21 protein-coding genes and 1 pseudogene are annotated in these 22,974 nt (G+C 69.9%); 10 read left to right on the top strand and 12 right to left on the bottom strand.

Going from position 1 to position 22,974, the window contains the following annotated elements; all coding sequences use genetic code 11:
• Window positions 1-59: 59 nt before the first annotated feature.
• From nhaA to ACWCP8_RS07110, 4 genes and pseudogenes are all read right to left on the bottom strand, one after another.
• Window positions 60-1,949 carry a Na+/H+ antiporter NhaA gene (gene nhaA, locus ACWCP8_RS07125; RefSeq protein WP_451114682.1) on the bottom strand — a complete coding sequence of 630 codons (1,890 nt, stop codon included), beginning with the start codon at window positions 1,947-1,949 and terminating at the stop codon, window positions 60-62.
• A 208-nt stretch (window positions 1,950-2,157) separates the two neighbouring features.
• On the bottom strand, window positions 2,158-2,583 hold the full coding sequence (locus ACWCP8_RS07120) for a VOC family protein (RefSeq protein ID WP_352263350.1): 426 nt from the start codon (window positions 2,581-2,583) through the stop codon (window positions 2,158-2,160).
• 427 nt (window positions 2,584-3,010) lie between these two features.
• Window positions 3,011-4,007 (bottom strand): annotated as a pseudogene (locus tag ACWCP8_RS07115) (PHP domain-containing protein).
• Window positions 4,008-4,186: 179 nt separating this feature from the next.
• Window positions 4,187-4,633, bottom strand: a complete 447-nt coding sequence (locus tag ACWCP8_RS07110) for a nitroreductase family deazaflavin-dependent oxidoreductase (protein WP_451114679.1) — start codon at window positions 4,631-4,633, stop codon at window positions 4,187-4,189.
• Window positions 4,634-4,887: 254 nt separating this feature from the next.
• On the opposite strand from ACWCP8_RS07110, the gene ACWCP8_RS07105 reads away from it, so the two are divergent.
• Entirely contained in the window at window positions 4,888-5,847 is a 960-nt protein-coding gene (locus tag ACWCP8_RS07105; protein WP_352263346.1) for a DUF5996 family protein, read from the top strand.
• A 44-nt stretch (window positions 5,848-5,891) separates the two neighbouring features.
• Here the strand turns inward: ACWCP8_RS07105 and ACWCP8_RS07100 are convergent, their stop codons facing one another.
• Both ACWCP8_RS07100 and ACWCP8_RS07095 read right to left on the bottom strand, forming a co-directional pair.
• Window positions 5,892-6,251, bottom strand: a complete 360-nt coding sequence (locus ACWCP8_RS07100; RefSeq protein WP_352263345.1) for a UBP-type zinc finger domain-containing protein — start codon at window positions 6,249-6,251, stop codon at window positions 5,892-5,894.
• Between the two features lie 130 nt (window positions 6,252-6,381).
• Window positions 6,382-7,611 carry an FUSC family protein gene (locus ACWCP8_RS07095; protein WP_352263344.1) on the bottom strand — a complete coding sequence of 410 codons (1,230 nt, stop codon included), beginning with the start codon at window positions 7,609-7,611 and terminating at the stop codon, window positions 6,382-6,384.
• Between the two features lie 359 nt (window positions 7,612-7,970).
• On the opposite strand from ACWCP8_RS07095, the gene ACWCP8_RS07090 reads away from it, so the two are divergent.
• Window positions 7,971-9,353, top strand: coding sequence for a nucleobase:cation symporter-2 family protein (locus tag ACWCP8_RS07090; RefSeq protein ID WP_352263342.1), 1,383 nt, complete (start codon window positions 7,971-7,973; stop codon window positions 9,351-9,353).
• 113 nt (window positions 9,354-9,466) lie between these two features.
• On the opposite strand, the gene ACWCP8_RS07085 is transcribed toward ACWCP8_RS07090, so the two are convergent.
• A complete protein-coding gene (locus tag ACWCP8_RS07085; RefSeq protein WP_356001763.1) occupies window positions 9,467-10,303 on the bottom strand; it encodes an undecaprenyl-diphosphate phosphatase in 837 nt (278 codons plus the stop codon).
• A gap of 306 nt (window positions 10,304-10,609) precedes the next feature.
• Between ACWCP8_RS07085 and ACWCP8_RS07080 the strand changes: the two genes are divergently transcribed.
• Both ACWCP8_RS07080 and ACWCP8_RS07075 read left to right on the top strand, forming a co-directional pair.
• Entirely contained in the window at window positions 10,610-11,011 is a 402-nt protein-coding gene (locus ACWCP8_RS07080; protein WP_352263339.1) for a BlaI/MecI/CopY family transcriptional regulator, read from the top strand.
• Window positions 11,012-11,027: 16 nt separating this feature from the next.
• Window positions 11,028-11,999, top strand: a complete 972-nt coding sequence (locus ACWCP8_RS07075; protein WP_451114675.1) for a M56 family metallopeptidase — start codon at window positions 11,028-11,030, stop codon at window positions 11,997-11,999.
• 56 nt (window positions 12,000-12,055) lie between these two features.
• On the opposite strand, the gene ACWCP8_RS07070 is transcribed toward ACWCP8_RS07075, so the two are convergent.
• From ACWCP8_RS07070 to ACWCP8_RS07060, 3 genes are all read right to left on the bottom strand, one after another.
• Entirely contained in the window at window positions 12,056-12,859 is an 804-nt protein-coding gene (locus ACWCP8_RS07070; RefSeq protein ID WP_451114673.1) for a peptidoglycan recognition protein family protein, read from the bottom strand.
• 328 nt (window positions 12,860-13,187) lie between these two features.
• Window positions 13,188-13,949, bottom strand: a complete 762-nt coding sequence (locus ACWCP8_RS07065; RefSeq protein WP_352263336.1) for a MerR family transcriptional regulator — start codon at window positions 13,947-13,949, stop codon at window positions 13,188-13,190.
• Between the two features lie 125 nt (window positions 13,950-14,074).
• A complete protein-coding gene (locus ACWCP8_RS07060) occupies window positions 14,075-15,109 on the bottom strand; it encodes an Lrp/AsnC family transcriptional regulator (RefSeq protein ID WP_451114670.1) in 1,035 nt (344 codons plus the stop codon).
• A 156-nt stretch (window positions 15,110-15,265) separates the two neighbouring features.
• On the opposite strand from ACWCP8_RS07060, the gene ACWCP8_RS07055 reads away from it, so the two are divergent.
• Together ACWCP8_RS07055 and ACWCP8_RS07050 are read left to right on the top strand one after the other, a co-directional pair.
• The gene (locus ACWCP8_RS07055) at window positions 15,266-15,655 is read left to right on the top strand and encodes a VOC family protein (RefSeq protein WP_451114668.1); all 390 of its coding nucleotides are present in this window, start codon (window positions 15,266-15,268) and stop codon (window positions 15,653-15,655) included.
• Between the two features lie 293 nt (window positions 15,656-15,948).
• Window positions 15,949-16,449: a hypothetical protein gene (locus ACWCP8_RS07050; protein ID WP_451114666.1), complete on the top strand. Its 501-nt coding sequence runs from the start codon at window positions 15,949-15,951 to the stop codon at window positions 16,447-16,449.
• Window positions 16,450-16,738: 289 nt separating this feature from the next.
• Here the strand turns inward: ACWCP8_RS07050 and ACWCP8_RS07045 are convergent, their stop codons facing one another.
• Window positions 16,739-17,734 (bottom strand): aldo/keto reductase, encoded by a 996-nt coding sequence (locus tag ACWCP8_RS07045; RefSeq protein ID WP_382834942.1) that lies wholly within the window; start codon window positions 17,732-17,734, stop codon window positions 16,739-16,741.
• Between the two features lie 93 nt (window positions 17,735-17,827).
• Here ACWCP8_RS07045 and ACWCP8_RS07040 point away from each other — a divergent pair, with 93 nt between their 5' ends.
• Complete coding sequence (locus tag ACWCP8_RS07040) at window positions 17,828-18,610, top strand: TetR/AcrR family transcriptional regulator (protein ID WP_451114663.1); 783 nt, start codon at window positions 17,828-17,830, stop codon at window positions 18,608-18,610.
• A 158-nt stretch (window positions 18,611-18,768) separates the two neighbouring features.
• On the opposite strand, the gene ACWCP8_RS07035 is transcribed toward ACWCP8_RS07040, so the two are convergent.
• Window positions 18,769-19,881, bottom strand: coding sequence for an MGDG synthase family glycosyltransferase (locus ACWCP8_RS07035; protein ID WP_382834937.1), 1,113 nt, complete (start codon window positions 19,879-19,881; stop codon window positions 18,769-18,771).
• 198 nt (window positions 19,882-20,079) lie between these two features.
• Between ACWCP8_RS07035 and ACWCP8_RS07030 the strand changes: the two genes are divergently transcribed.
• From ACWCP8_RS07030 to ACWCP8_RS07020, 3 genes are read left to right on the top strand one after another with little or no spacing between them, the layout of a single operon-like run.
• Complete coding sequence (locus ACWCP8_RS07030) at window positions 20,080-20,913, top strand: SDR family NAD(P)-dependent oxidoreductase (protein WP_451114661.1); 834 nt, start codon at window positions 20,080-20,082, stop codon at window positions 20,911-20,913.
• A gap of 42 nt (window positions 20,914-20,955) precedes the next feature.
• On the top strand, window positions 20,956-21,822 hold the full coding sequence (locus ACWCP8_RS07025; protein ID WP_352263323.1) for a DMT family transporter: 867 nt from the start codon (window positions 20,956-20,958) through the stop codon (window positions 21,820-21,822).
• Complete coding sequence (locus ACWCP8_RS07020; RefSeq protein ID WP_451114658.1) at window positions 21,816-22,619, top strand: polysaccharide deacetylase family protein; 804 nt, start codon at window positions 21,816-21,818, stop codon at window positions 22,617-22,619. Before ACWCP8_RS07025 ends, ACWCP8_RS07020 begins: the two co-directional genes overlap by 7 nt.
• The last annotated feature ends 355 nt before the right edge of the window (window positions 22,620-22,974 follow it).

The raw sequence follows: 22,974 nt of genomic DNA, 5'->3' as shown, positions 1-22,974 counted from the left end.
TTCCGCAAGCCCGGCTGCTGCAGGAACACCGTGCTGTCACCCGGTGCCGTCCGGCGGATCTACCGCCTCAGTCCTGCGCGCGCACGGGCTGTCCGCACTGCGGCGGACAATGCGTCGATGTCGTAGGCGCCGCGGTGCTGCAGGCCGTTGATGAAGAAGGTGGGCGTTCCTGACACCCCGCTCAGATCGGCCGACTCCCTGTCCTCGGCGACCCGGCCGGCCCCCGCGTGGCTGCGCAGACTGCGATGGAAGCGCGCGGCGTCCAAGCCCAGTTCGTCCGCGTAGCGCTTCAGATCGGGCACCTGGAGCGCGCCTTGGTGCTCCAGGAGGCGGTCGTGCATCTGCCAGAAGGCCCCCTGCTCCGCCGCGGCCTCGGCCGCCTCGGCAGCGAGTTGCGCGCTGGGATGGACGTCGGTGAGCGGCAGATGCCGCCACACGTATCGCAGATCACCGAAGTCGGCGAGAAGGTCGCGGACCACGGGTTCGGCCTGGCCGCAGTAGGGGCATTCGAAATCGGCGTACTCGACCAGTGTCACCGGGGCGTTCATCGGGCCCCGGACGTGGTCACGGGCGGGGTCGACCGGGACCGCGAGATCGATCACCCTCTCGGCAGTGCCGAGGAGTACCCGTGCACGCCGCTGCGGCGACAGGAGCCTGATCGCCGTCGCCACGGCGCAGGTTGCGAGGAAGGAGCAGATCACCGCGCTCAGGATGCCCAGCTTCGCCTCTTCGAGCCGGTCTCCTTCGAAGGCGAGCGTGGAGATCAGCAGGGCCACGGTGAACCCGACCCCGGCAATCGTGCCGCCTCCGGCCAGGGCGCCCCAACCCACCGGAGGTCTCAGTCGGTTGCGGCTCAGCCGGGCAAGCAGCCAGGAGGCAGCGGTGATACCCACCGGCTTGCCGACCAGATAGCCGAACAGGATGCCCAGAGTGACCGGGGACGTCACCGCCCGCGACAGCAGTCCTGCGTCGATGGTGATGCCGGCATTGGCGAGGGCGAAGAGCGGCACGATCACATAACTCGTCCACGGGTGGTACATCTGTTGCAGCCGCTCGTTGAGCGACACCGCCGACGCCAGTCCCTGGCGTGCCGAACGCTCCAGCTCAGGTGTGGGCTGCTCCCGGAACGAGATGAACAGATCGCTTGCGCGTTCCAGGTCGCTGCGCGCCGCCGGGTAGGCATAGGTCAGCAGCCCCATGGCCAGGCCCACGACCACCGGATCGACACCGGACTTGAGCAGGGCGACCCAGGTCACGGCCCCCATCAGCAGGTACGTCAATCCGTGGCGCACGCCCGCCGCCCTGAGCAGCAGGATCAAGCCGAACAGAGTCACGGCCGCCAGCAGGGCGGGCACGGTGATGTTCTCGCTGTAGACGAGGGCGATGACCACCAGAGCCAGCAGGTCGTCGACCACGGTCACCGTGAGGATGAACGTGCGCAGCGCGACGGGAAACCGTCGTCCCAGGATCGCCAGCATGCCCAGGGCGAATGCGGTGTCCGTGGACATGGCCGCACCCCATCCGTGGGCCGAGGCACCGCCCGCGTTGAACGCGAGGTAGACCCCGACGGGGACGATCATTCCGGCGAGCCCTGCGGCCAGTGGCAGCATGACCCGCTGCCGCTCCCGTAGCTCGCCCATGTCGAACTCCCGGCGCGCCTCCAGCCCGATGACGAAGAAGAAGAACGTCATCAGGCCGCTGTTCACCCACTCGCGCAGGTCCAGCGACACCCCTGACGATCCCAGGGTCACCGACAGATGCGTCTCCCAGAAGGATGCGTAACCCTCGGGAGCCGCGTTCGCCCACACCAGCGCCGCCACCGTGGCGGCCAGCAGCACCGCCGCGCTGCCGGACTCGGTCACGAGGAACGCGCGCAGCGGTGTCCGGGTCCCCGGGTCACGTGTGCTCTGCTCCTGGAAGGGAGGCGGGGAGGAGGGGGCGTGTGTCACGGGGCCATCATCGCGTGCCGTGGGCTTGTTGGGGTGCAACGGCCCACCAGGGGCCGCACCGCACTCGACCGCTTCATGTGCCGACCGGTCCTGCACGCTCGCCGCGCATCCGGACGCGGCGAGTACTCCCTCGATCGAGGTGTCGCAAGAACCCAGGAGCGGAACCAACGACGGCCCGTACCTGCCGGGCGTGGATCAGGTGCTCTCCTCAGACGACCGGTTCACCGATGCCCAGCATGTTCCCCTCGCTGTCACGGAACCAGGCGCCGCGTTCACCCCGTGCACCCTTGCTGGGGTAATTCCCTTCGATCTCGGCGATCCCGTCCCTGGTCCGCAACCCGGGTACGTCGACCTCTTCGAACACCACGCCGCGCCGTTTGAGCTCCGCCACGACTGTCTCGATGTCGTCCACCACCCACGCCATCTGAGTGAAGGTACCGGGAGAGGCACCCGCCGACCGGAACAGTACGAACTCCGCACCCCCGCACCGATACAGCAGCCCACCGGGCCGTTCATCGACGGGCTCCAGACCGAGCTGTTCGGAGTAGAAACGCCGCGCCCGGTCCAGGTCCTGGGCCGGAAGCCTGGTCGCCACGGGTCCCCGGGCCAAATGGTTCCTGTCGTCCGCCTTCATGTCTCCACTGTGCCGTGAGCGATGGCCGGAGGGGGGAGGCAACAGACGCGTGCCACGGCGGCATCACCGACATCGAGCACGAGCGACAGGTTTTGGACGGTGGCCGTTTCAATAACACTGGGTGGCGGCAAAACTGAGTGGCCGTCCGGAGTCGGCTCCGCATACCTTCGGCCGCATGGCTCGGAGCTGGTCACGCACGGTTACGTGGTGGAGGACGTCCGCGACGCGCCCGACCGTCCGGGCCGGGAGTTCGTCTTCCTCGCACGACGTCCACGGGGCAGCCAGGTCTGAGGTCGAGTGCGGTGCCGGCGAGGAATCCCTCTCGTCGTCACCATCGTCCCCGACGGCAATCTCCTGACCGCCGACGACTACCTGGGCCCCCGGCACGACGAACCCGAACGGCGAGGTCGCCCCGGCGGGACCTGGGTCACCGTCCTGTCCAGGCCAGCAGTTCGTCCGCCGGCCATGAGGTGATGACCCGTTCCGCCGGCACACCGCACTCCTCGGCCCGGGCGCAGCCGAAGATCTGCCAGTCGAGCTGGCCCGGTGCGTGGGCGTCGGTGTCAATGGCGAACAGCACTCCGGCATCGACGGCGCGACGCAGCAGTCGCCGGGGCGGATCAAGCCGTTCGGGCCGGCTGTTGATCTCCACGGCGGTTCCGGACTCGGCACATGCGGCGAACACTTCGTCCGCGTCGAACTGCGACTCCGGGCGCCCCCGGCCGGTGACCAGACGGCCTGTGCAGTGCCCCAGAACGTTCGCCTGCGGATGGCCGACAGCAGTGACCAGCCGGCGGGTCATGGGCCGCGCGTCCATCCGCAGTTCGGAGTGCGCGGACACGACCACCACGTCGAGCTGTTCCAGCAGTTGCTCCTCCTGGTCCAGGGAGCCGTCCGGAAGGATGTCGCACTCGATACCGGTGAGCAGCCGGAACGGCGCCCAGCGCTCGTTGAGTTCGGCCACGGCCGCCAACTGGCGGCGCAGCCGTTCCGGCGACAGGCCGTGTGCCACGGTCAGCCGGGGGGAGTGGTCGGTGAGGGCCGCCCACTCGTGTCCCAGCTCCATGGCCGTACGGCCCATCTCCTCGATCGGGCTGCCGCCGTCCGACCAGTCGGAATGCAGATGGCAGTCGCCGCGCAGCACGGCACGCAGCGTGCTGCCGCCTTCGGTGAGCGGAGCGGCGGTGTCTTCCTCGAGCCGCCGGAGGTAGCCCGGGACTTCCCCCGCCAGCGCTTCCCGTACGACCTGCGCCGTCTTCGGCCCGATGGCTCTGACCGACTCCAGCGTCCCCGCCGTCACGCGTTCCGCGATCTATCGCTCCGACCGCACCGGCGGCTGCACGGAACGCCTGTACGCGGTACGTGGCTGCCCGGTCGCGTTCCAGCAGGAAGGCGATCCGGCGCAGGGCGTCGACCGGATCCATCGGCACCTCCCGTACCGCCACGACACGACGGGCTGCGCACCGGGCTCTTCCCACGTTGGCACACCCATGAGGCGGGCGGCATCTCGTACGCCCCCGCTCAGCCGCTGACGTGCACCGCCGGGCGGCGCGCCGGAGGAGACACGGCAGGCAACCGGGACGACGCCTCCTCCGGGCCGTGGTCAGTGGCTCTCGGCTGCCGGTTCCAGGACGAGGACAGGAATCTGGCGGTCCGTCTTCTTCTGGTAGTGGGCGTAGTCGGGAAAGGCCTCGACCGCGCGCTCCCACCACACGCGCTTCTCGTCGCCGGTGACCTCACGGGCGTTCATGTCCTGGCGGACCGGGCCGTCCTGCAGCTCCACCCGGGGGTCCGCGGCAATGTTGTGATACCAGACGGGATGCCGGGGAGCTCCGCCCAGCGAGGCGACCACGGCGTACGCGCCGTTGTGCTCGACCCGCATCAGCGGTGTCTTGCGGATCTTGCCGCTCTTGGCTCCGCGCGTGGTCAGGATGATGACCGGCATGCCCCGCATCGTGGTCCCCTCCGTCCCTCCCGAACTCTCGAACAGTGCGACCTGATCGCGGACCCACTGCTCGGGGCTCGGCTCGTACTCACCCTTGAGAGGCATGGCATCTGTCCCATCGTCGGCATTCGGGCAGCGCGGACTTCGATGTGTCCCGCTGCACGGATAACTCTGTCATCATCGCGCCGTCCCGGGACCCGGTCGAGTACGCGTGTCACAGGCGCTCCTGTCCGGAAGGTTGACGCGAGCGCCGACCGCGGGTTCGCGCGACGTGCCGTGCGCGCCCGGCGTGGTCATCATGGGCAGCATGGTCCTGCACCCCGTCGGGACCGCCCGGCAGCACGAGAGGAGTGAGGGCGATGGAGTTGTTCCCGTCCATCCCGCTTGCCGAGTGGCGCGACACCAAGGAGACGCTGCACCGCTTCGCGCAAGTCGTCGGGAAGGTCCGTCTCGCCGCCAGCGTCCGCCGCAACCACTGGTGGAACGTTCCGTATCACCTCACCGGACGCGGTATCACCACCCGTCCGATGGGACAGATCGACGGCAATCCCATCTTCACGATCGACTTCGACTTCGTCGGCCATCAGCTGATCGTCGCGAGGCTGGACGGCATGACGGTCTCCTTCCCGCTGTCCGGCCTGTCCGTGGCGTCCTTCCACAAGAGCGTCATGGCCGCGCTGGACGCGCTGGGTGTCCGGGTGGACATCGACACCCCAAGGCCGTTCGACCTGCCGGATGCCGACCGGCCGTTCTCCGAGGACACCGAGCACGCCGCGTACGACCCCGAACACGCCACTCGCTACTGGCAGGTCCTCAGCCAGGTGGCACTGGTGCTGGAGGAATTCGCGGCGCGCTTTTCGGGAAAAGTCAGTCCGGTACACCACTTCTGGCACACCTTCGACATCGCCCACACCCGCTTCTCGGAGCGTCAGATCGACCAGCCTCAGCAGATCGACCCCGTGACCCGGGAGGCATACTCCCGGGAGGTGGTCAGCTTCGGCTTCTGGTTCGGGGACGACAGCTTCGCCGAGCCCGCCTTCTACTCCTACACCGCCCCCGAGCCGGCACAGCTGGCCGAGGAGCCACTCAGGCCCGAAGCTGCACAATGGGTCGCTCGCGGTGACAGCCATCTGGCGGTGCTCACGTACGACGCGGCACGCACTCGGACCGACCCGCGTGCGTCCGTGCTCGACTTCTACGAAAGCGCCTACCGGGCGGGGGCCGGTCGCGCCGGCTGGGACATGGACCGGCTCGCGTGTCCCGGCGGGATGACGGACCCATTTCTGCGCTTCCGCTCCACAGGTCCCGCTGCTCGTTGATGAAGATCACGAGTGACGATCACGCGGAGTGGACCCGAGCCATCTCAGTGCAACTGCCGCTCCCAGTCCGCCGGGACCATGCCCTGCGGACCCGGGGTCGGCTGAGCCGGCGGGTGACAGGTGGGCGGGAGCAGCTCCGGCCCGTCGTAGTACTCCTCGGTCTCGACGTTCCACATCCAGCTCTCCCCGGGCTCGAAGCTGGCCAGGAACGGATGCCCCGCGTCGCGGGCATGCTTCGTTCCGTGCTGCCCGGGTGAGGAATCGCAGCATCCGATGTGTCCGCAGGCGGCGCAGCGACGCAGGTGGAACCACCACCCCGGTCCGTTGCCCGCCAGACAGTCCGCACACCCTGTGCCACTGGGAGCCGCGGTGGGATCGATACCTGGAATCCGGTCAGGTGCCATGGGACGTGCCTCCGGGAATCAAGCGTGAGCACACGGACCTCAAAGGTCTTGGCTCGACGCGCTGAGGCCTTCCGTTTCCCCTTCTGCATCGTAAGGCCAGGTGGGACGGTGCGCCTGTGTCGGTCGTCCCTCACCTCACCGGGGCCGACGGCTGCGTCTCCCGGCTGCCGACCAGCCGCCGCCGGAGTGCGGCGAGTCGGGGATGTCGTTCATGCATTTCAGCCGAGTGACGGTCGAGTTCGTGACCGAGTCGTTCGGCGCGCTTGTCGATGTCCAGCTCATCCAGAATGCGATCGATCTCGGCGAGCAGGGCACCGTGGAGTTGCCACTCCCTGGGGTGTTCCTGGACGTCCTCCAACAGGAGGTCGGCCACCACGTCCCGGGCGGCGCGGCTGGACACCAGTGCGGCGGCCAGCCGCGACTCGGCTTCCTCGGCGTTGGCGGACACCGGGGTGGTGATCAGCGTGGAGAAGCTTTCGATGGCCTCGGCCATCTGGGCGAAGAGTTCTCGCAGTGACAGTGCCACGTCATCGGGGAACAGCGATTCCTCGGTGCGGGCCTTGGCCAGGTCCGTCAGGGTGCGTGCCAGCACGCGGAGCACGACCGCGCAGATCTCCAGCGTGTCGAGTCCGGTACGCAGGACGATCCGGTAGAGGAGTCCCTGGCGGACCCGGGGGTTGAGCATGAGGCTTTCCTCGGCCTGCCGCAGCGAGGCGTCGACGGCCACGATGTCGTGGTCCAGTCGACGGGCGTCGTGCAGTCTGGCCGCTGCCTGCGGAACGGAGATGTGTCCGCCGGTCTCCTCGCCCATGGCACGGAACATCCGTCCCATCTCCCGTGCCAGCGTGTCGATGGACGCCCCGGCGGTCTGCACCCATACGGGCGGTGCGAACAGAAGGTTGAACAACAGGCCGACGCCCGCACCGATCAGGGTCTCGAGTACGCGGTCCCACGCGGTGTAGGCGATCTGGGACACGCCGAGCACGAGCATCGCGCTGATGGCCACCTCGGGCACGAACTCATCGACCCGCACCATGCGTCCGATGATCAGCGAACTGAAAATCGTCAGCCCCAGGCTCCACCAGGTCAGGCCTACCAGGGCGCTGAACCCGATGGCGATGAGCACCCCGACGACGACGGAGTTGACGCGCCGGATGCCCGTGGTGAGTGTCGCGTACAGGGTGACCTGAACGACAAGGAGTGCGGTGAGCGGAGCTGTCAGCGGAGCGGGCTGAGGAAGGGTCCACACCGCGACGACATAGGCGATGACTGCCGCCGCCGTCGAGCGCAGGGTCTGCGCCGCGACAGGTTCGGTGGTTCGCCGTACGAGCTTGACCACAGGTGCGGAGAGTTCTGGCATTTCACTCCCCTTCCCTTGCACGACCGCTTGCAGCCCCACGAATCGACCGGACGGGTGCCGATGTGCCGGGATCGACCAGCGCGGCCGAGGCCGAAGTCCCCGGATCGGCCGGCCGATCCGGGGCTCGCGGCCTCGCGGAGTACCGGCAGTGGAACCGCCCGGTGGCCCGGGACGCAGGGCGCAGCCGCAACCGCACCTTAGGAATGCGGCAATGTACGGGAAACACATTCAACAGAAAGTTGACCCGCTGCCGCGTCACCGCTCCCCCACGCTCGAACACGGCTGTCCGTCCGCGCTCACGCCCACCCACCCGTTCTCACGCGCACCCGCCCGTCCGCCGCCCCATTCCGGAGGCATCCGTGTCACAGGCACCGTCCCCGCCCGCCCCCGCCCGCCACCCCGTCGATCAGGTGCTGCCGCCCGGCCGGCTCGGGATTCTCGGTCTGCAGCACGTGCTGGTCATGTACACAGGCTGCGTCACCGTCCCCCTCGTCTTCGGCTCCGCCGCCAAGCTGAACACGTCCACCATCGGACTGTTGATCAACGCCGACCTGCTGGTGGCCGGCCTGATCACACTGATCCAGGCGCTCGGCATCGGCAAACTCCTCGGCGTACGGCTGCCGGTCGTCGCCGGAGCCACCTTCACCGCGGTGACCCCGATGATCCTCATCGCGGGCGAGTACGGCATGCAGGCCGTGTACGGCTCCATGATCGCGGCAGGCGTCTTCGGCCTGATCGTCGCCGTGCCCTTCGCCCGCGCCGTGCGGTTCTTCCCGCCCCTGGTCAGCGGTTCGGTCATCACCGTCATCGGGCTCTCGCTCATCGGAGTCGCCGCCGGCCTGATCGCCGGTCTCGACCCCACAGCCAAGGATTACGCCGCCCCCAGCCACCTGGCGCTGGCCGGCGGCATCATCCTGCTCATCATCGTCGTCAGCCGCTTCACCCGCGGCTTCGTCGCGCAGATCGGCGTGCTCCTGGGCCTGGTCGGCGGCACCCTGGTCGCCGTTCCGATGGGCCTGACCGATTTCTCCTCGGTCGGGCAGGCCGACTGGCTGGGCGTCTCCTCGCCGTTCCATTTCGGCGCCCCGCAGTTCCCGATCGCCGCCGTCATCTCGATGTGCGTCGTGATGCTGGTGACATTCACCGAGTCCACCGCCGACATGCTCGCTGTCGGCGAGATGACCGGCCGCCCGCTCTCCAAGCGTGACTTGGCCCGGGGGCTTGCCGCCGACGGCGTCTCCGGCATCTTCGGCGGCATCATGAACGGCTTCCTGGACACCGTATTCGCCCAGAACGTCGGGCTGGTCGGCATGACCAAGGTCCGCAGCCGCTACGTCGCCGCCGTCGCCGGAGGCATCCTGGTCCTGCTGGGCCTGGTCCCCAAGCTCGGCGAGATCGTCGCCTCACTCCCCGAACCGGTGATCGGCGCGGCCGGTCTGATCATGTTCGCCACCGTGACCGCCGTGGGCATCAAGACCCTGCACAAAGTGGAGTTCGAGGGCACCAACAACCTGCTGATCGTCGCTGTCTCCATCGGGATCGGCATGCTCCCTGTCGTCGCGCCGTCGATCTATCACGCCTTCCCGACCTGGGTCCAGATCATCGGTGGCAGCGCCATCACCAGTGCCACCCTCGCCGCGTTCCTCCTGAACCTGCTCTTCAACCACACAAGCGCCCGCGGCAAATCCGCGACGGCCGAGCCGGTGTCGGCCACGGAGGTGACCACTTCCGGCCCGACCTGACGATGCCAGAGCCTCGAGTCCCGCCGCCCACCGGGTGAAGGGACTCGACGGTCCACCGACACCGAGACGGCGAGGCCCATCGGCCTCGCCGTCTCTCGTGCGGGGTCTGTCGGTCAGGCGTTGAGGACACCCGCGCCCAGCAGAGCGAAGAGCAGCACGCCCACGATGAGGCGATAGATCACGAACGCGTTGAACGAGTGCTTGGCAACGAACTTCAGCAGCCAGGCGATCGAGGCGTACGCGACGAGGAAGGAGACCACCGTGCCGACGGCGAGCGGGACCGCGCCCACCCCGCCGCCGACCGCGTCCTTCAGCTCGTACAGCCCGGCGCCGGTCAGTGACGGGATACCGAGGAAGAACGAAAGGCGGGTCGCGGCGACCCGGTTGAGGTCCAACATGAGGCCGGTGGACATGGTGGCGCCCGAGCGGGAGAAGCCGGGGAAGAGGAGCGCCAGGATCTGGGAGGAGCCGACCAGCATCGCGTCCTTGAGCGTGGTGTCCTCCTCGCCGCGCCTGTGCCGGCCCATCTGATCGGCCGCCCACATCACGCCGCTGCCGACGATCAGCGATCCGGCCACCACCCACAGCGAGGCGAGCGGTCCTTCGATGAGCGGCTTCGCGGCGAGTCCGACGATCACGATCGGGATCGTGGCGTAGATGACCCACCAGGTGAACTTGTAGTCGTGGCTGTCCCGTTGGTCGCGGTGGGCCAGGCCCCGTACCCACGCGGTGACGAATCGGACGATGTCCTTGAAGAAGTAGACGAGGACGGCGGCGATCGCACCCACCTGGATGACGGCGGTGAAGGCAACGACGCCCTTGTCGTCCACCGGGATGTCCATCAGCCCCTCGGTGATCTTCAGATGCCCGGTGGAGGAGATCGGCAGGAACTCGGTCACCCCCTCGACGATCCCGAGAACGATGGCCTGTCCGATGGTGATGGCGCTCAAGTGTTCCGTCCTTGCGAAGCATTCGATGGGATGACGGTGGTGGTGCGGTGCGGTGGCGCTCTCGGCTCAGAGCCGCTCCGAGAAGCGAGGCCCGTGCAGCCGCCGGCAGCCGGTCGGCGGGTGCACCGGTCCCGGGCCGGGCAGTGCCCTGGGCTCGGGCGTGTGACGGTGCATGGGATTCCTGTCATGGCGGCGGGCGTCACGGGTCCAAGAGCATGCGTGGCACACTCGGGGAAGGCCATCGTCATCTACGCGCGCGTAGAAGACGGGTGTGACTGTAGAGGATGAGCAAGGAGGCAGCCAACAGTGGATGCGGTCGAGCGTGCCTGGACACACGAGACGGACAGCCGCCTGGCCAATGGGAAGCGGGAGGCCGAGGTGCTCGCCGTGCTCCGGTCGGCGCAGGAGCCGCTCACCCCGAGAGCCGTACGTGAAGTCATGGACGACGACTTGTCGTACAGCACCGTCGTGACCATCCTGACCCGGCTGTACGAGAAGGACGTCCTCACCCGGGTCCCACGAGGCCGGGCCTTCGCTTACGCGCCCGCGACCGACGAACCGGGTTTCGCCGCCCGGCGGATGCGCCAGGCCATGGAGGAGGTGCCGGATCGCGAGACGGTCCTCACCCGTTTCGTCGACGACCTGTCGAGCGGCGACGAGGCGCTTCTGCGCCGCCTGCTCGGCGGCGATCTGGACTCCGGCCGGTAGGGCCACGGAGGCTGCCATGCATCTCGCCATCTACCTGCCGCTGTTCTTCCCGCTGCTGGCGGCACCCGCCGCCCGGCCGCTTGCCGACCGGCTGGAACCGCGGCTGGCCACCTGGGTGCTGACGACGGCGTCCGTGGTGTTGGCCGCGGGCAGTACGACTGTACTCGGCCTGCTCGCCCTCGCCGGTCTGGTGCGTATCCCGAGGATCGCCCGACTCGCCGATCTGTCACCGGCGGTGCTGGGACGCGACGATCCGGCGTGGGTGCCGGTGGCCGCGACGGCAGCGGTGCTGCTGCTCGCCGTGACCGTGGTCGCCTCCCGCTTCCTGGTCCGCCGGGTGCGGGCGGTGTGTGCGGCTGTTCTGGAGTCCGCATGCTTCCCGGGTCAGGATCCGCTCGTCGTGATGGAGGAGTCCGTCGCCGACGCGTTCGCGATGCCCGGGCTGCCCGGCCGCATCGTGGTCTCGACGGGCATGCTGGCCACGCTCGACGAAACCGAGCGCGCAATCCTGTTCGCGCACGAGCGGGCCCATCTGCGCGCGCACCACTATCTGTTCGCCGCAGCCGCCCAACTGGCCGCAACCGCGAACCCGTTGGTACGCCCCCTGGCGGCTCAGGTCACCTACACGGTGGAGCGGTGGGCGGACGAGGCCGCGGCAAGCGCAACCGGCAACCGGCGGCGGGTGGCGGTCACCGTGGGAAAGGCGGCGCTGGCGACAAAGCGCTCCGGCGGTCTGCGACGGCTGCCTGCCGCGGCCCTGGGACTTCTCGGCCGCCGGGGCGCGGAGCGCCGGATGGACGGGGAGCGAACCGGGCCGGACAAGGCGGGCCCTGTGCCGCGGCGGGTGGCTGCGCTCCTGTCCCCCGTACCGACGGGCGGGAAGTGGCGAGCGGCGGTCACCGCCGCCTACCTCACGGCTGCCGTCCTGTGCACGTTCGAAGCCGCCCAGGATCTGCACGAGGTGCTGAAGCGGGCCAGAGGCGGCTGACCGGCAGGCCGGTGTGGGCCGCCGGCCCAGGAGGCGCACCGCATACAGGTGGTCGGTCAGCGGCCACCGTCGAGGCTCGGCAAGGCCTGGGAAAGCGGGACGCGAGCGGGTTCGCGCATAACCCTGCCCTGGAGGCGGGCCGCGATGTCCCGGATCGCGGGGAGACGGGCGAACAGCGCCTCCCCCGGGCAGTCGGTGGCAAAGCCGTCGCGATGGGCGGAGATGGCATAAAAACTGGCCGAAGTTCCCTTGGGGTAGCGGCTCTTGTCATTGGTGGACGTGAGTCGCACCTTGCTGCGGGGGTCGACACCGCGCAGGCCGAGTTTCCAGGCGGCGAGGGCTGCGATCGCGTGTTCCATGGGTGCCGGCACCTTCGTCCCTAGCCCGAAGGTGCCGATCGCCGCAATCCCTGCAGTGCCCTGGTTGAACCCAAGAGTGTGGGAGCCGACGACCGGGCGGTCGACACCTCCGGCACGGCCTTCGTAGATGTTGCCGCATCGGTCGACGAGGAAGTTGTAGCCGAAGTCTCCCCACTGCTGATCACGGGTCTGGCCCGTGTACAGGTTGCGCAGGATATGTGGCACGTCAGCGCAATCGTAGGTATTGGGGGTGTCCGTGTGGTGGATGAAGATCGCCGTCACCCCGTTCGCATAGTGGGCCCGGGGATCGCGCTTGGTCTCGTCGGCCCGCCACTGCGCACGCGACACGATGGTGGGGCGAAGTGCTGCGTGGCGGAACGCCACCGCCATCGCCTTCAGCGCAACCGACCGCGCGGGATCGACGGTCGGCGCCGTCCCCGCACCGGCCGGCAGCACCGCGGCAGGGCTACCCTGCATCGTCCCGCCGACGACCCCGGCCATCGTCACTCTGGCCGGCGCCGCCACGAGTGGAACTGCCGCTAAGGAAGCCGTGAGGGGCAGCACAATTCGCCACATACGCACAGGGGCCTTCTTTCCTCTTCGCCGAGCGGGCGGCGGGAGCACGTACGCCCGCTAGCCTTGCGGCAGAAGGTTCGCTGCGCGCGCCGGACTACTGCATGCAGGCGAGTACGACGTGGCCGACCTCGGTGTAAGCCCGACGGCAGTCTGTGGCTGATCCGTGCGGCAGGTTGCGGGGCCGCCGGCGCGGGCTTGCCCCGGCGGGGGCCGCCGTCGCAGGACGGTTCCCGTGACGGCGGCCGGTACCGGCTCAGCTCAGCCGGGTGGTGGCATATACCTCGATTGCGTCCCGCTGATACGCGGCCAGGCCGGGCGCGATCGCCTCGTATGCCGCGCGCCACTGCTCGTTCTCCACGCAGGAGCGCCCGATCGCGCGGTACTCCTCGGCGGAGACTGCCCGGAGCTCGGCCAGTACCCGGTACTGGGCGTCGGCCTCGGCCTGCACCGGGTCGGCGTCGGCGGGCAGGCCTGCGGCCTGCAGCTCGGCCAGCCGGATCATCTGCGCCGTGCGTCGGCGGTGCCCGGCCTCGATTTCGTCCTGGCTCATCGTCGCAGTGCGCTGCTCGACCTTCTCGGCCAGTTCCGGGAAGTCGCGCAGGCTCTCTCCGTACTGGGCGGGCCGGACGCCCTCGAACAGGTTCTCCGGTCGGTTGATGCTGGTCATAATTCTGCCGTCCTTCCTGGACTGCTCCAGTTCAGCGATCGTGCGGGAGACGGTGCCGACCAGAGCGTCGAGCCGGTCACGCTCTGCGAGCAGCCGACGCCGGTGGCCGCGCAGGGCCTCCAGCTCATCGACCTGCGCGGCCAGGATCCGGCCGATCTCGGGCAGTCCCAGGCCCAGCGTCCGCAGTACGAGGATCTGTTGCAGCTGCAACAGTTGTCGCTCCTCGTAGTAGCGGTGACCGTTGGTGCCGATCCGGGCCGGCGGCAGCAGGCCGATCTCGTCGTAGTGCCGAAGCGTTCGCGCCGTCACACCCGACATCCGGGCGACCTCCGCAATCGGCCAGGCCATGTCCGCCCTCCTCACGAATGCTTCACCGGGCCGGCCGATCCGGCCCTGGTAAGGACGGTAGAAGCTGCCGCAGCGGCAACTTCAAGTCCAGCATCAGTGTCCCGGTCCCACCCGGCCGGAGCCGGCTATTGCGCGACGGGTCCGTTCGGACCCGGGCCCGGCCGTGCCCCCATGGCGGGCATCAGCAGTGGCCCGGCTCGTTTGGTGCGGCGCTGGGTGAGGGCAGTCTCGACACGGGTGATGCCCGGAAGACCGGCCAACTCGGTGGAAAGGTAATCGCACAGCGCGTCCGCGCTGCGGCACTCCACGATCGCGAAGACGGCGGACGGCCCGGTGGTGAGAGCGGCGAACGCGACCGAGGAGTGCCGGGACAGCGCTTCGGTGACGGGCCCGAGCGCGGCCGGCGCCACTTCGAGCCACATGAGCGACTCGATGCGGAAGCCGAACAGCGCGGGGTCCACCTCTACTTCGAAGGCAAGCACCCCGGTCTCACGCAGTTGGCTGATGCGGCGCCGGACGGTGGACTCCGACCATCCCGTCGCAGCGGCCAGCCGTCCCAGGTCCGCACGTGCATCCTCCGACAGGGCGCGCACAAGACGGGTGTCCGCTTCATTCCACGTGACGGCGAGGCACGCCGCGTCCGGTGCTTCGGGCAGCGCCGGTACCCGAAGCCGAACCTGCTCCGCCTCGCTGAGTGCACCCATCCGCCCCGCCCACCCACCGACGCCGGCGACCGGACGCAGCACGCAAGCCGCCTCCACATCACGTACCCCATGCGTCCGGGCGAGTTGCTCGAAGAACGAGCGCTGTCCCTCGTCGCTCGGTGGCGGTGTGCGGACCATGCAGGTGAGTTCCGTTCCGCCCACCAACGGCGCGATCCATGAAGTGTCGCCGCGCTGAGCGAGCTTGGCGGCAAGCGCATCCGCCGTCTCGGGTGCGCAGTGGACGCGGACGACCCAGTCGAGCATCCCGATCCGGCGGCTGTCGACGAGCCCGACAACGCGCAGGACGAAGCGCGACCGCAGACGGTTGTAGCGGCGGACGACGGTGCGTTCGGGGGCACCGATAACCGCTGCGATGCGGCTGAACGACATGCGCCCATCGAGTTGGAGGGCGTGGATCAGGCGGCGGTCCAGCTCGTCGAGGGTGACGGATTCCATCAGCCTTGCCTCTCCAAACGGCCGATTCCCTCAAACCCGGTCGGCTTTACACCGCGGGGTGGACGGACGGGGACGACACTTCCGGCAACCGGCAAAGACGTCGGAACCACCCGTACACGCCCTCGCCCGCCCGGAACGAGGAGGAATGAGAACATCATGCTGACCGTACTCCCCATCAGGTACGTCACCGACGTGGAAGCCTCCCGGCACTTCTATGCCGGCCTGGGCCTCATCTTCGAACCCGACGTCAGCGTGGGCATGTGGGCACACCTGGCTGCCGACGCCGGCGCTGTCGGGATCCACGACGCCACCGTCTCCCAGGGACGCCTGCCCGGCACCACCGAACTGGGCTTCGCCACGGACGAGCGGCTGGAAGACATCGCGGAGCGACTCGCTCGATCCGGATACGACTACGACCTCGTCGACGAGAACTTCGGCCGCAGTATCCGCGTCACCGACCCTGACGGCGTCGTCATCCAGATTCAGGAGATCAACCACGTCGCCGTCCGAAGCTCGGCAGCGGCGACGAGGGGAAAGCCCGCGTAACTGCCGTCAGCACGGGGCATAGCCGCACGGCGTCCACGTGCCTGCCGCACCTCATGCGGAGACCTTCTGGTCGCGTGCTGACCGGCGTGGGCCGCGCATCTGCCTCTTCCCGGCCCGGCCTCTACGCCCGGCCTCTACAAGGAAGTTCCCATGGAACCACTCATCGTTCTCGTCGGGGTCACCTGCATTGTCCTGATCACCGGCGGATGGAAAGCCCGGCCGCTCCGGCGGCTGCCCACCGCCCTGCGTGGCGGATTGGCGGCCATGTTCCTGCTGACCGGAGGGGCCCATTCGTGGGGATGCGCGAGGAGCTCATAGCCATGGTGCCGCCCGTCCTGCCGGCACCTGAGGTACTGGTCACCGTGTCCGGCCTCCTTGAACTCGTCGGCGCCCTGGCGCTCCTGTGGGCACCAACCTCCGGACCGGCCGCCGGCGCACTCGGCCTCCTGTTGCTCGCACTGTTCCCCGCCAACGTGTACGCCTCCGGCACCGCGACGGACTGGTGGGATCAGCTCATCCCCCGCACCATCACACAGCTGATCTTCCTCTCGGCCACGGGGACGGTCATGGTCGACCGGCTACGTGCCACACCCCTTCGGTGGCACGGCAGGAAGGCGACTGCCGTGCCGGCCACGAAAGGGGCCGGAGGGGGCTCACGTGACTCCTCCGCCATTGCTCTCACCGGCAAGCGTCGCAAGGTCGACGCGGGCGAGTGGACGGCAGAGCCATCCCTCGCCTCCCCGCGGGAACGCGGTGGACAGGTACCCGGGTTAAGAAGAATTCCGAATCCATGACGTCGCATCAGAAGTCCATACGCCGGCCCCTGCGCGTCCGATCGAATGCCAACTCGCCCCCGTACTCACCGGGTTCCGCGCCACAGGGCGTCGTGGCACGATTCTGAAAAGATCTCCAACTCGCCCATACCTTCCGTCGTTCCCGCAGGCCGGATGGCCCGGATTCAACAGCCGGTGCTTCGGCTCCCGGTTGGGGTGGTCGCCGGGCGCCGCCCATGAGGGGCGGCGCCCGGCCCAGGCGGCACCGCAACGGGGGGATGTCCGTGCCGCCGCGCGGGCGCCGAGTGGGTCAGCGCTCGCTGTCGAGATGGTTCATCAGGGGCGCGGCGTAGCGCGCGCCCGCCGCGGAGCCGGCCGGGACGGCCTGCTCGATGACGGCGAGATCGGCCTCGGTGAGGGTCACGGTTTCGGCGCCGAGGGCCTCGGACAGCCGCTCACGGCGACGGGCGCCGACGAGCGGCACGATGTCCTGGCCCTGGGCGGCGACCCAGGCGATGGCGATCTGGGCGACGGTGGCGCCCTTGGCCTCGGCGATCTTGCGCAGCGCCTCGACCAGGGCGAGGTTGCGGTCGAGGTTCTCGCCCTGGAAGCGCGGGCTGATGCCGCGGAAGTCGTTGGCGGCGAGCTTCCGGTCGCTGGTGAAGTGGCCGCTGATCAGGCCGCGGGACAGCACACCGTACGCGGTGATACCGATGCCCAGCTCACGGGCGGTGGGAAGGATCTCGTCCTCGATACCGCGCGAGATCAGCGAGTACTCGATCTGAAGGTCGGCGATGGGGTGCACGGCCTGGGCGCGGCGCAGCGTTTCGGCGCTGACCTCGGACAGGCCGATGTGGCGGACCAGACCGGCCTGGACCATCTCGGCAATGGCGCCGACGGTCTCCTCGACCGGCACGTTCGGGTCGAGCCGGGCGGGGCGGTAGATGTCGATGTGGTCGGTGCCGAGGCGACGCAGGGAGTAGGCGAGGAAGTTCTTCACGGCCTCGGGACGGCCGTCGTAGCCGCTCCAGCCGCCGACGGCGTCGCGCAGCGCGCCGAATTTGACGCTGATCACGGCGTTGTCGCGGTTGCGGCCGCGCAGGGCGTCACGCAGGAGCAGCTCGTTGTGGCCCATGCCGTAGAAGTCGCCCGTGTCGAGGAGCGTGATGCCGGCGTCGAGAGCGGCGTGGACGGTGGCGATCGACTCGGCGTCGTCGGCCGGTCCGTACAGGTCCGACATGCCCATGAGTCCCAGGCCGAGGTAGGAGACCGTGGGGCCGTCGGTGCCGAGAATACGGGTGTTCACAGAGAGCGATCCAATCATGCGTTAGCGTCGATAACGATAAGTCGTTACCAGCGATGTCATCGATGCTAACAGGCTTCAGGTAGCGTTGATTCCATGACCGCCGAAAAAATCTCCGAGAGATCCGAAAGAAGCGCCGACACCCGCGAGCGGATCCTCGCCGCCGCCGCGGAACTGCTGGCCGAGGGCGGCAGCGGCGCCGTCTCCACGCGCGCCGTGGCTCAGGCCGCCGGTGTCCAGGCGCCCACCCTCTACCGGCTCTTCGGCGACAAGAAGGGGCTCCTCGAAGCCGTCACGGCGTACGGCTTCGAGCGCTATCTGTCGGACAAGCACTCGCTCCGCGCCACCGGTGATCCGGTCGAGGACGTGCGGCGCGGCTGGGACCTGCACATCGACTTCGGTCTGACCCACCCGTCGTTCTACGTACTGATGTACGGCGCCGTGCGGCCGGGCGAGCGCCCCGCCGCCGCGGAGGAGGCCTATGCGGTTCTCGTCGGCATGCTGGAGCGGGTCGCACGGGCGGGCCGCCTGCGCGTTCCGGTCGCTGCCGCCGCCCAGATGGTGCAGGCCACGAGCGTCGGTGTCGCCCTGACGCTGATCGCCGATCCGGCAGGGGCACGGGACAGCGACCTGTCCGCCCGGACACGCGACACAGTGCTCGCATCCCTCACCACGGATCCCCGGCCCACGAACGACCTGGACACGCCCGCCGCCAGGGCGATCGCCCTGGCCGCCGTCCTGCCGGACCTCTCCGATGTGCTCTCCCCCGGCGAGACCGTGCTGCTGCGCGAGTGGCTCCAACGCCTCGCGACCACGAGCGGGACTCCGGCACCGACCACGTCCACGACCGGGCCCGCGGCCGGCGACACGCCGCTCTGAGCTTGCCGCAGGGGCACGGTCGCTGTCGCCGGCGGCCGCGGTCGGACGTACGAGCCGACGTGCGGCTCACGCGACGCGCCAATCGTCGGGCCCGTGCAGCCTGCCCGGATGGGTGCTGCACTCCCGCACCCCGAGCAGCAGCCGATCGTCAGTGGTTGTCAGGAGCAGGCGACCAGTCCGGCCGCGTCCACGGTGAAGACAGCCCGCCCGGCGGCGACCCGGCGGTCCCGGTCGGGGCCGGGGCGCACCAGCCGGTCCAGCGAGCGGAGCAGCGCGACCTCGTCGGCAGCATGCTCTGTGAGGCCTGCGGCAGCCATCTCACTGACGCCCTCGGCGCCGTGGCCGGTGATCGGCCGGTATCCGACGACCGGTACGCCGGCGGCGAGGGCCTGCTGGGCCGTCTGCCCCGCGGCGTTGTCGACCAGGGCGCTCGAAGCCGCCATGAGGTCAGGCAGGTCCTCGACCCAGCCCAGCGCCAGAACGCCGGGGAGCATCGCGGCACGGTCCCGCAGTTGTTCGTCCCTGCCGCACAGCAGCACCGGGATGTGGCCTGCGCCGGCGAGCAGCAGCGCCGTGTCGGCCAGCCCGTGTCCCACGCCCCAGGCACCGGCCGAAATAAGCACGGGTGAGCGGCCGGCGCCGCGCCGGGCGAACTCCCGCGCCCAGCGCGACGGCTGCCCGCCCGGGTTCTCGTGACCGGCCGCAACGAAGGCCGGGGGCACGATCGGGCCGCATACCTCTGCCTGGCGTCCGGTCGTGGCGCGGACTCGTGCCGCGGCGGCCCGGGTCAGACACAGGTGCAGGTCGTTGCCGGGGTGCAGCCACTGTCGGTGCACGGCGAAGTCGGTCACCACGACCGTGCTGGGCGGGCAGACGCCGCCCCGGGACCGCAGCCGCCCCGTGACCTGAGCAGCCTGGTGGAAGGTGGAAACGAGCGCGTCCGGTCGCCAGCGTTCCACGACGTTGCGCAGGCGTGGCTCCAGGACCGCGGCCAGCGGCCCGGTGCCCGGCGCCCGGTTGTTCCGGTCGCCCGGGTCTCCGCGGTCGCGGAAGAACGCCGAGTAGACCGCTCCGTAGGCCCATGGGCAGCGGCGCAGCGTCGTACGGTAGACGGCGCGCAACCCGCGCCCGGCGCCGGGGGGCAGCAAGCCGAGGAGGTCCACACATGCCGTCAGATGGCCGCCGGACCGCAGACGCTCGGCCAGTTCGGCGGCGACGGCATCGTGTCCGGCGCCCATGCTCGCGCTGACGATCAGAATCCGACGTCCCATTCTTGGATATTCCTCCGCATGGATCATCCGCGCATGGCGGCCGGTGCGCCACACCCGGACGGGCAGACCGTTAGCCCAGTGCGGTCGCGCGCGTTTGCCGGTGCGTCGGTTGCACCGAAGGATTACTGAGTACGGGTCGGTACAGGCGGTGCCTCGAGAGCACCAAGGATGTCGGCGACCCCGGAGGACGGAAGGCCCATGCGTAAGAGCCCCCTACCCCGCGGTATGCCCGCAGCCGAGGCCGATGTGGCGCTGTCGGCTGCGGCCGGTCCGTCTGCCCACGGCCCACGGCCGGTCGTATTGATCACCGGGGCCTCCTCCGGTATCGGCGCCGAAGTCGCCTCACGGCTCGCGGTCGGCGGCCGATGGGAGCTGCTGCTGAACGGGCGGGACGAAGGCCGGCTCGGCAGTGTCGCCGCGCGTACCTCCGGTGTCTCGCTGCCGATGGACCTGGCCTCCGAGGAGGGTTGCCGCAGGCTGGCCGAAGCTGCGCTGGCGCACAGCGGCAGAGTCGACGCGCTCGTCGCCGCAGCGGGGCTCGGCTGGGCGGGCGCCTACACCGACATGCCGCCCGCCACCGTGGAGCGTCTGGTGAGTGTCAACGTCTGCGCCGTTCTCCATCTCGTTCGCCTGGTGCTGCCGCAGATGGTGTCCCGCGGATCGGGCCGGCTGGTGCTCATCGGTTCTGTCGCGGGGCGGTTCGGCGTGCGGGGTGAGGCGGCGTACGCGGCGACGAAGGGCTCGCTGATCGCCTTCGCGGACAGCCTGCGCTACGAGCTCCAGGGCACCGGCGTCCAACTCTGCCTGGTGCTGCCGGGGCCCGTCGACACGCCGTTCTTCACCCGCCGTGGCACCCCGTACGCGCGGTCCTGGCCACGGCCGGTACCCGCCGGGCGGGTCGCGGCAGCGGTCGAGGAGGCGCTGGCCGGTGGCCGGGACGAGATCGCCGTGCCGCGCTGGCTGGGCGTCCCGGGCCGGGTGCAGGGCGTGGCCCCGCGGCTCTTCCGCAGGCTGGCCACGCGCTTTGGCTGAGCGGGCCCACGGCAACGGACACGCGCGCAGGGGTGGTGACACGTGATCATCCTCTCCGTCGTACTGGCGCTGCTCGCCGCGCTGGGGAACGCGGGAGCCTCCGTGCTGCAGCGCCGCGCCGCGGCGGTCGACCTGCCCGGCCTCCCGGGCAGCCATCTGTTCGGAAGGCTGGGATTCATCCGCCGGCCGGCCTGGCGCTGGGGTGCGGGGCTGCTGGTCGTCTCCGGGCTGGCACAGGCCCTCGCCCTGGCGACGGGACCGCTGGCTGTGGTGCAGCCGGTGATGACGACGGAGCTGCTGTTCACGCTGGTGCTGGCTGCGATCGTCTTCCGGCGGCCGCCCGGGGTTCGTACCTGGGGGGCGTTCCTCGGGATGGCGCTGGGTCTGGCGGTCTTCCTCCTGCTGGCCAGTCCGACTGGCGGCCTGGAGACCGTGCCGCCGAAGAGGTGGCTGTTCAGCGCCGTGCCCGCCGCCGCCGTGTCGATCGTGCTGATCGCGGTGGGAATGCGACTGCGGGGTTCCGCCCGTGCGGCGGTACTGGGGTCGGCGACCGCCATCGGCTTCGCCTTCACCGCGGCGCTGATCAAGGACACACTCGGCCTGGTGTCCGGCGGAGTCGAGGGACTGTTCGCGACGTGGCAGCTCTACACGGCAGCGGCCGTGGGCCTGAGCTCCTTCCTGCTGCTGCAGGCCACGTTGCGGGCCGGCTCGCTGGCGGCGTCGCAGCCCGCGCTCACGCTCGGCGACTCGTTGCTGAGCGTCATTCTGGGCGTCTCCCTGTTCGAAGAGCAGATCGACCTGGGCTGGCGGGTGCTGCCGGAGGCTGCTGCGCTGGGGCTCATCGCGCTCGCCAGCGTGCATCTGAGCAGTTCACCAGTGGTCTCCGGAAAGGACGAGCAGCGATGGTAGGACGCTCCGGCACAGGGCGGACGGCGGTGTCGACCGGCGTGGCGGCCGGCGCTGTGGGTGTGGCCGCAGGTATGGCTGCCGCGTGGCACATCGGGCCCGCCGCCACCTGGCTGCCGCCCGTACGGAGGATCCTCAGTCCGGCGCTGGACGGCCGCGGCCATCCCGCCCACGTGGCGCTGACCTTCGACGACGGGCCGGACCCGGCCAGCACCCCACACTTCCTGCGCGTCCTGGACGAGTACCGGGTGCGGGCCACCTTCTTCATCGTCGGCAGCTCGCTGGAACGGCATCCGGCCCTCGGCCGGGCGCTTGTGGCGGGTGGTCACGAGGTCGCGGTGCACGGCTGGCAGCACAAGCGCCCCTGGTTCCCCACGCCGCTGCGCGACGTACGGGAGGTGACGCGCACCGTCGTCGCGGTACGGGAGATCTGCGGGACTGTTCCGCAGTGGTACCGGCCGCCTTACGGCATCCTCACCGGCGGCCGCCTGGCCGCTGCCCGCCGCGCCGGGCTGCGACCGGTGCTGTGGTCGGCCTGGGGCCGGGACTGGACGGCGTACGCCGATGCTCGCTCAGTGCGGGCGTCGGTCCTCGCAGACCTGACCGGCGGTGGCACCGTGCTGCTGCACGATGCGGACGGGTGGAGCGCGCCGGGCGCCTGGCGAGCCGCGGTGGGTGCGCTGCCCGGCCTGCTCACCGAGTGCCGTCGGCTCGGTCTGACCGTCGGCCCGCTCGCCGAGCACGGCATCGGGCGCGTCGACACCGGCACACACCCTGGCCGGGCACGGCGCCACGGGTGAGCGACGGGCGTCGCCGTTGGACGTCCGGAATGCGCTCCACACCCTGATCCCGGCCGCCCTCGTGATCCTCGCGCCGCGTTGCCGGCGCCGTCCCGCGGATCGGCTCCCCGTACCGCATGGCCCTCGTGCGGCGCACACTCCCCGGATGGCCCGCATCGGAGTAACCGCCCCGGCTTCGACCGACCGCCCCCGGCGCGACCGGGCTACAGTCGGCCGAGTACGAAAAGCTCCCCACTCCGGACACCGTCCCCGGTGTCCGGCCGGACCCAAGGCCCGCCGCCACGTTCGGCCTCGCGCCCGGTGCCAGGCCGGCTGCTCAGCGACGTATCGCTACCGATGCTTCTGACGTGGAGCC

It is taken from the genome of Streptomyces sp. NPDC002206, from assembly GCF_053593595.1.
This window is presented reverse-complemented; position numbering and strand designations above follow the sequence as displayed.

Excerpts from the sequence above, each read along its gene's own strand:
- ACWCP8_RS07120 (WP_352263350.1), bottom strand. The coding sequence starts at position 2,583 with ATGAAGGCGGACGACAGGAACCATTTGGCCCGGGGACCCGTGGCGACC.
- ACWCP8_RS07110 (WP_451114679.1), bottom strand. The coding sequence starts at position 4,633 with ATGCCTCTCAAGGGTGAGTACGAGCCGAGCCCCGAGCAGTGGGTCCGC.
- ACWCP8_RS07105 (WP_352263346.1), top strand. The coding sequence starts at position 4,888 with ATGGAGTTGTTCCCGTCCATCCCGCTTGCCGAGTGGCGCGACACCAAG.
- ACWCP8_RS07100 (WP_352263345.1), bottom strand. The coding sequence starts at position 6,251 with ATGGCACCTGACCGGATTCCAGGTATCGATCCCACCGCGGCTCCCAGT.
- ACWCP8_RS07095 (WP_352263344.1), bottom strand. The coding sequence starts at position 7,611 with ATGCCAGAACTCTCCGCACCTGTGGTCAAGCTCGTACGGCGAACCACC.
- ACWCP8_RS07075 (WP_451114675.1), top strand. The coding sequence starts at position 11,028 with ATGCATCTCGCCATCTACCTGCCGCTGTTCTTCCCGCTGCTGGCGGCA.
- ACWCP8_RS07070 (WP_451114673.1), bottom strand. The coding sequence starts at position 12,859 with ATGGCCGGGGTCGTCGGCGGGACGATGCAGGGTAGCCCTGCCGCGGTG.
- ACWCP8_RS07065 (WP_352263336.1), bottom strand. The coding sequence starts at position 13,949 with ATGGCCTGGCCGATTGCGGAGGTCGCCCGGATGTCGGGTGTGACGGCG.
- ACWCP8_RS07060 (WP_451114670.1), bottom strand. The coding sequence starts at position 15,109 with ATGGAATCCGTCACCCTCGACGAGCTGGACCGCCGCCTGATCCACGCC.
- ACWCP8_RS07055 (WP_451114668.1), top strand. The coding sequence starts at position 15,266 with ATGCTGACCGTACTCCCCATCAGGTACGTCACCGACGTGGAAGCCTCC.
- ACWCP8_RS07040 (WP_451114663.1), top strand. The coding sequence starts at position 17,828 with ATGACCGCCGAAAAAATCTCCGAGAGATCCGAAAGAAGCGCCGACACC.
- ACWCP8_RS07035 (WP_382834937.1), bottom strand. The coding sequence starts at position 19,881 with ATGGGACGTCGGATTCTGATCGTCAGCGCGAGCATGGGCGCCGGACAC.
- ACWCP8_RS07030 (WP_451114661.1), top strand. The coding sequence starts at position 20,080 with ATGCGTAAGAGCCCCCTACCCCGCGGTATGCCCGCAGCCGAGGCCGAT.
- ACWCP8_RS07020 (WP_451114658.1), top strand. The coding sequence starts at position 21,816 with ATGGTAGGACGCTCCGGCACAGGGCGGACGGCGGTGTCGACCGGCGTG.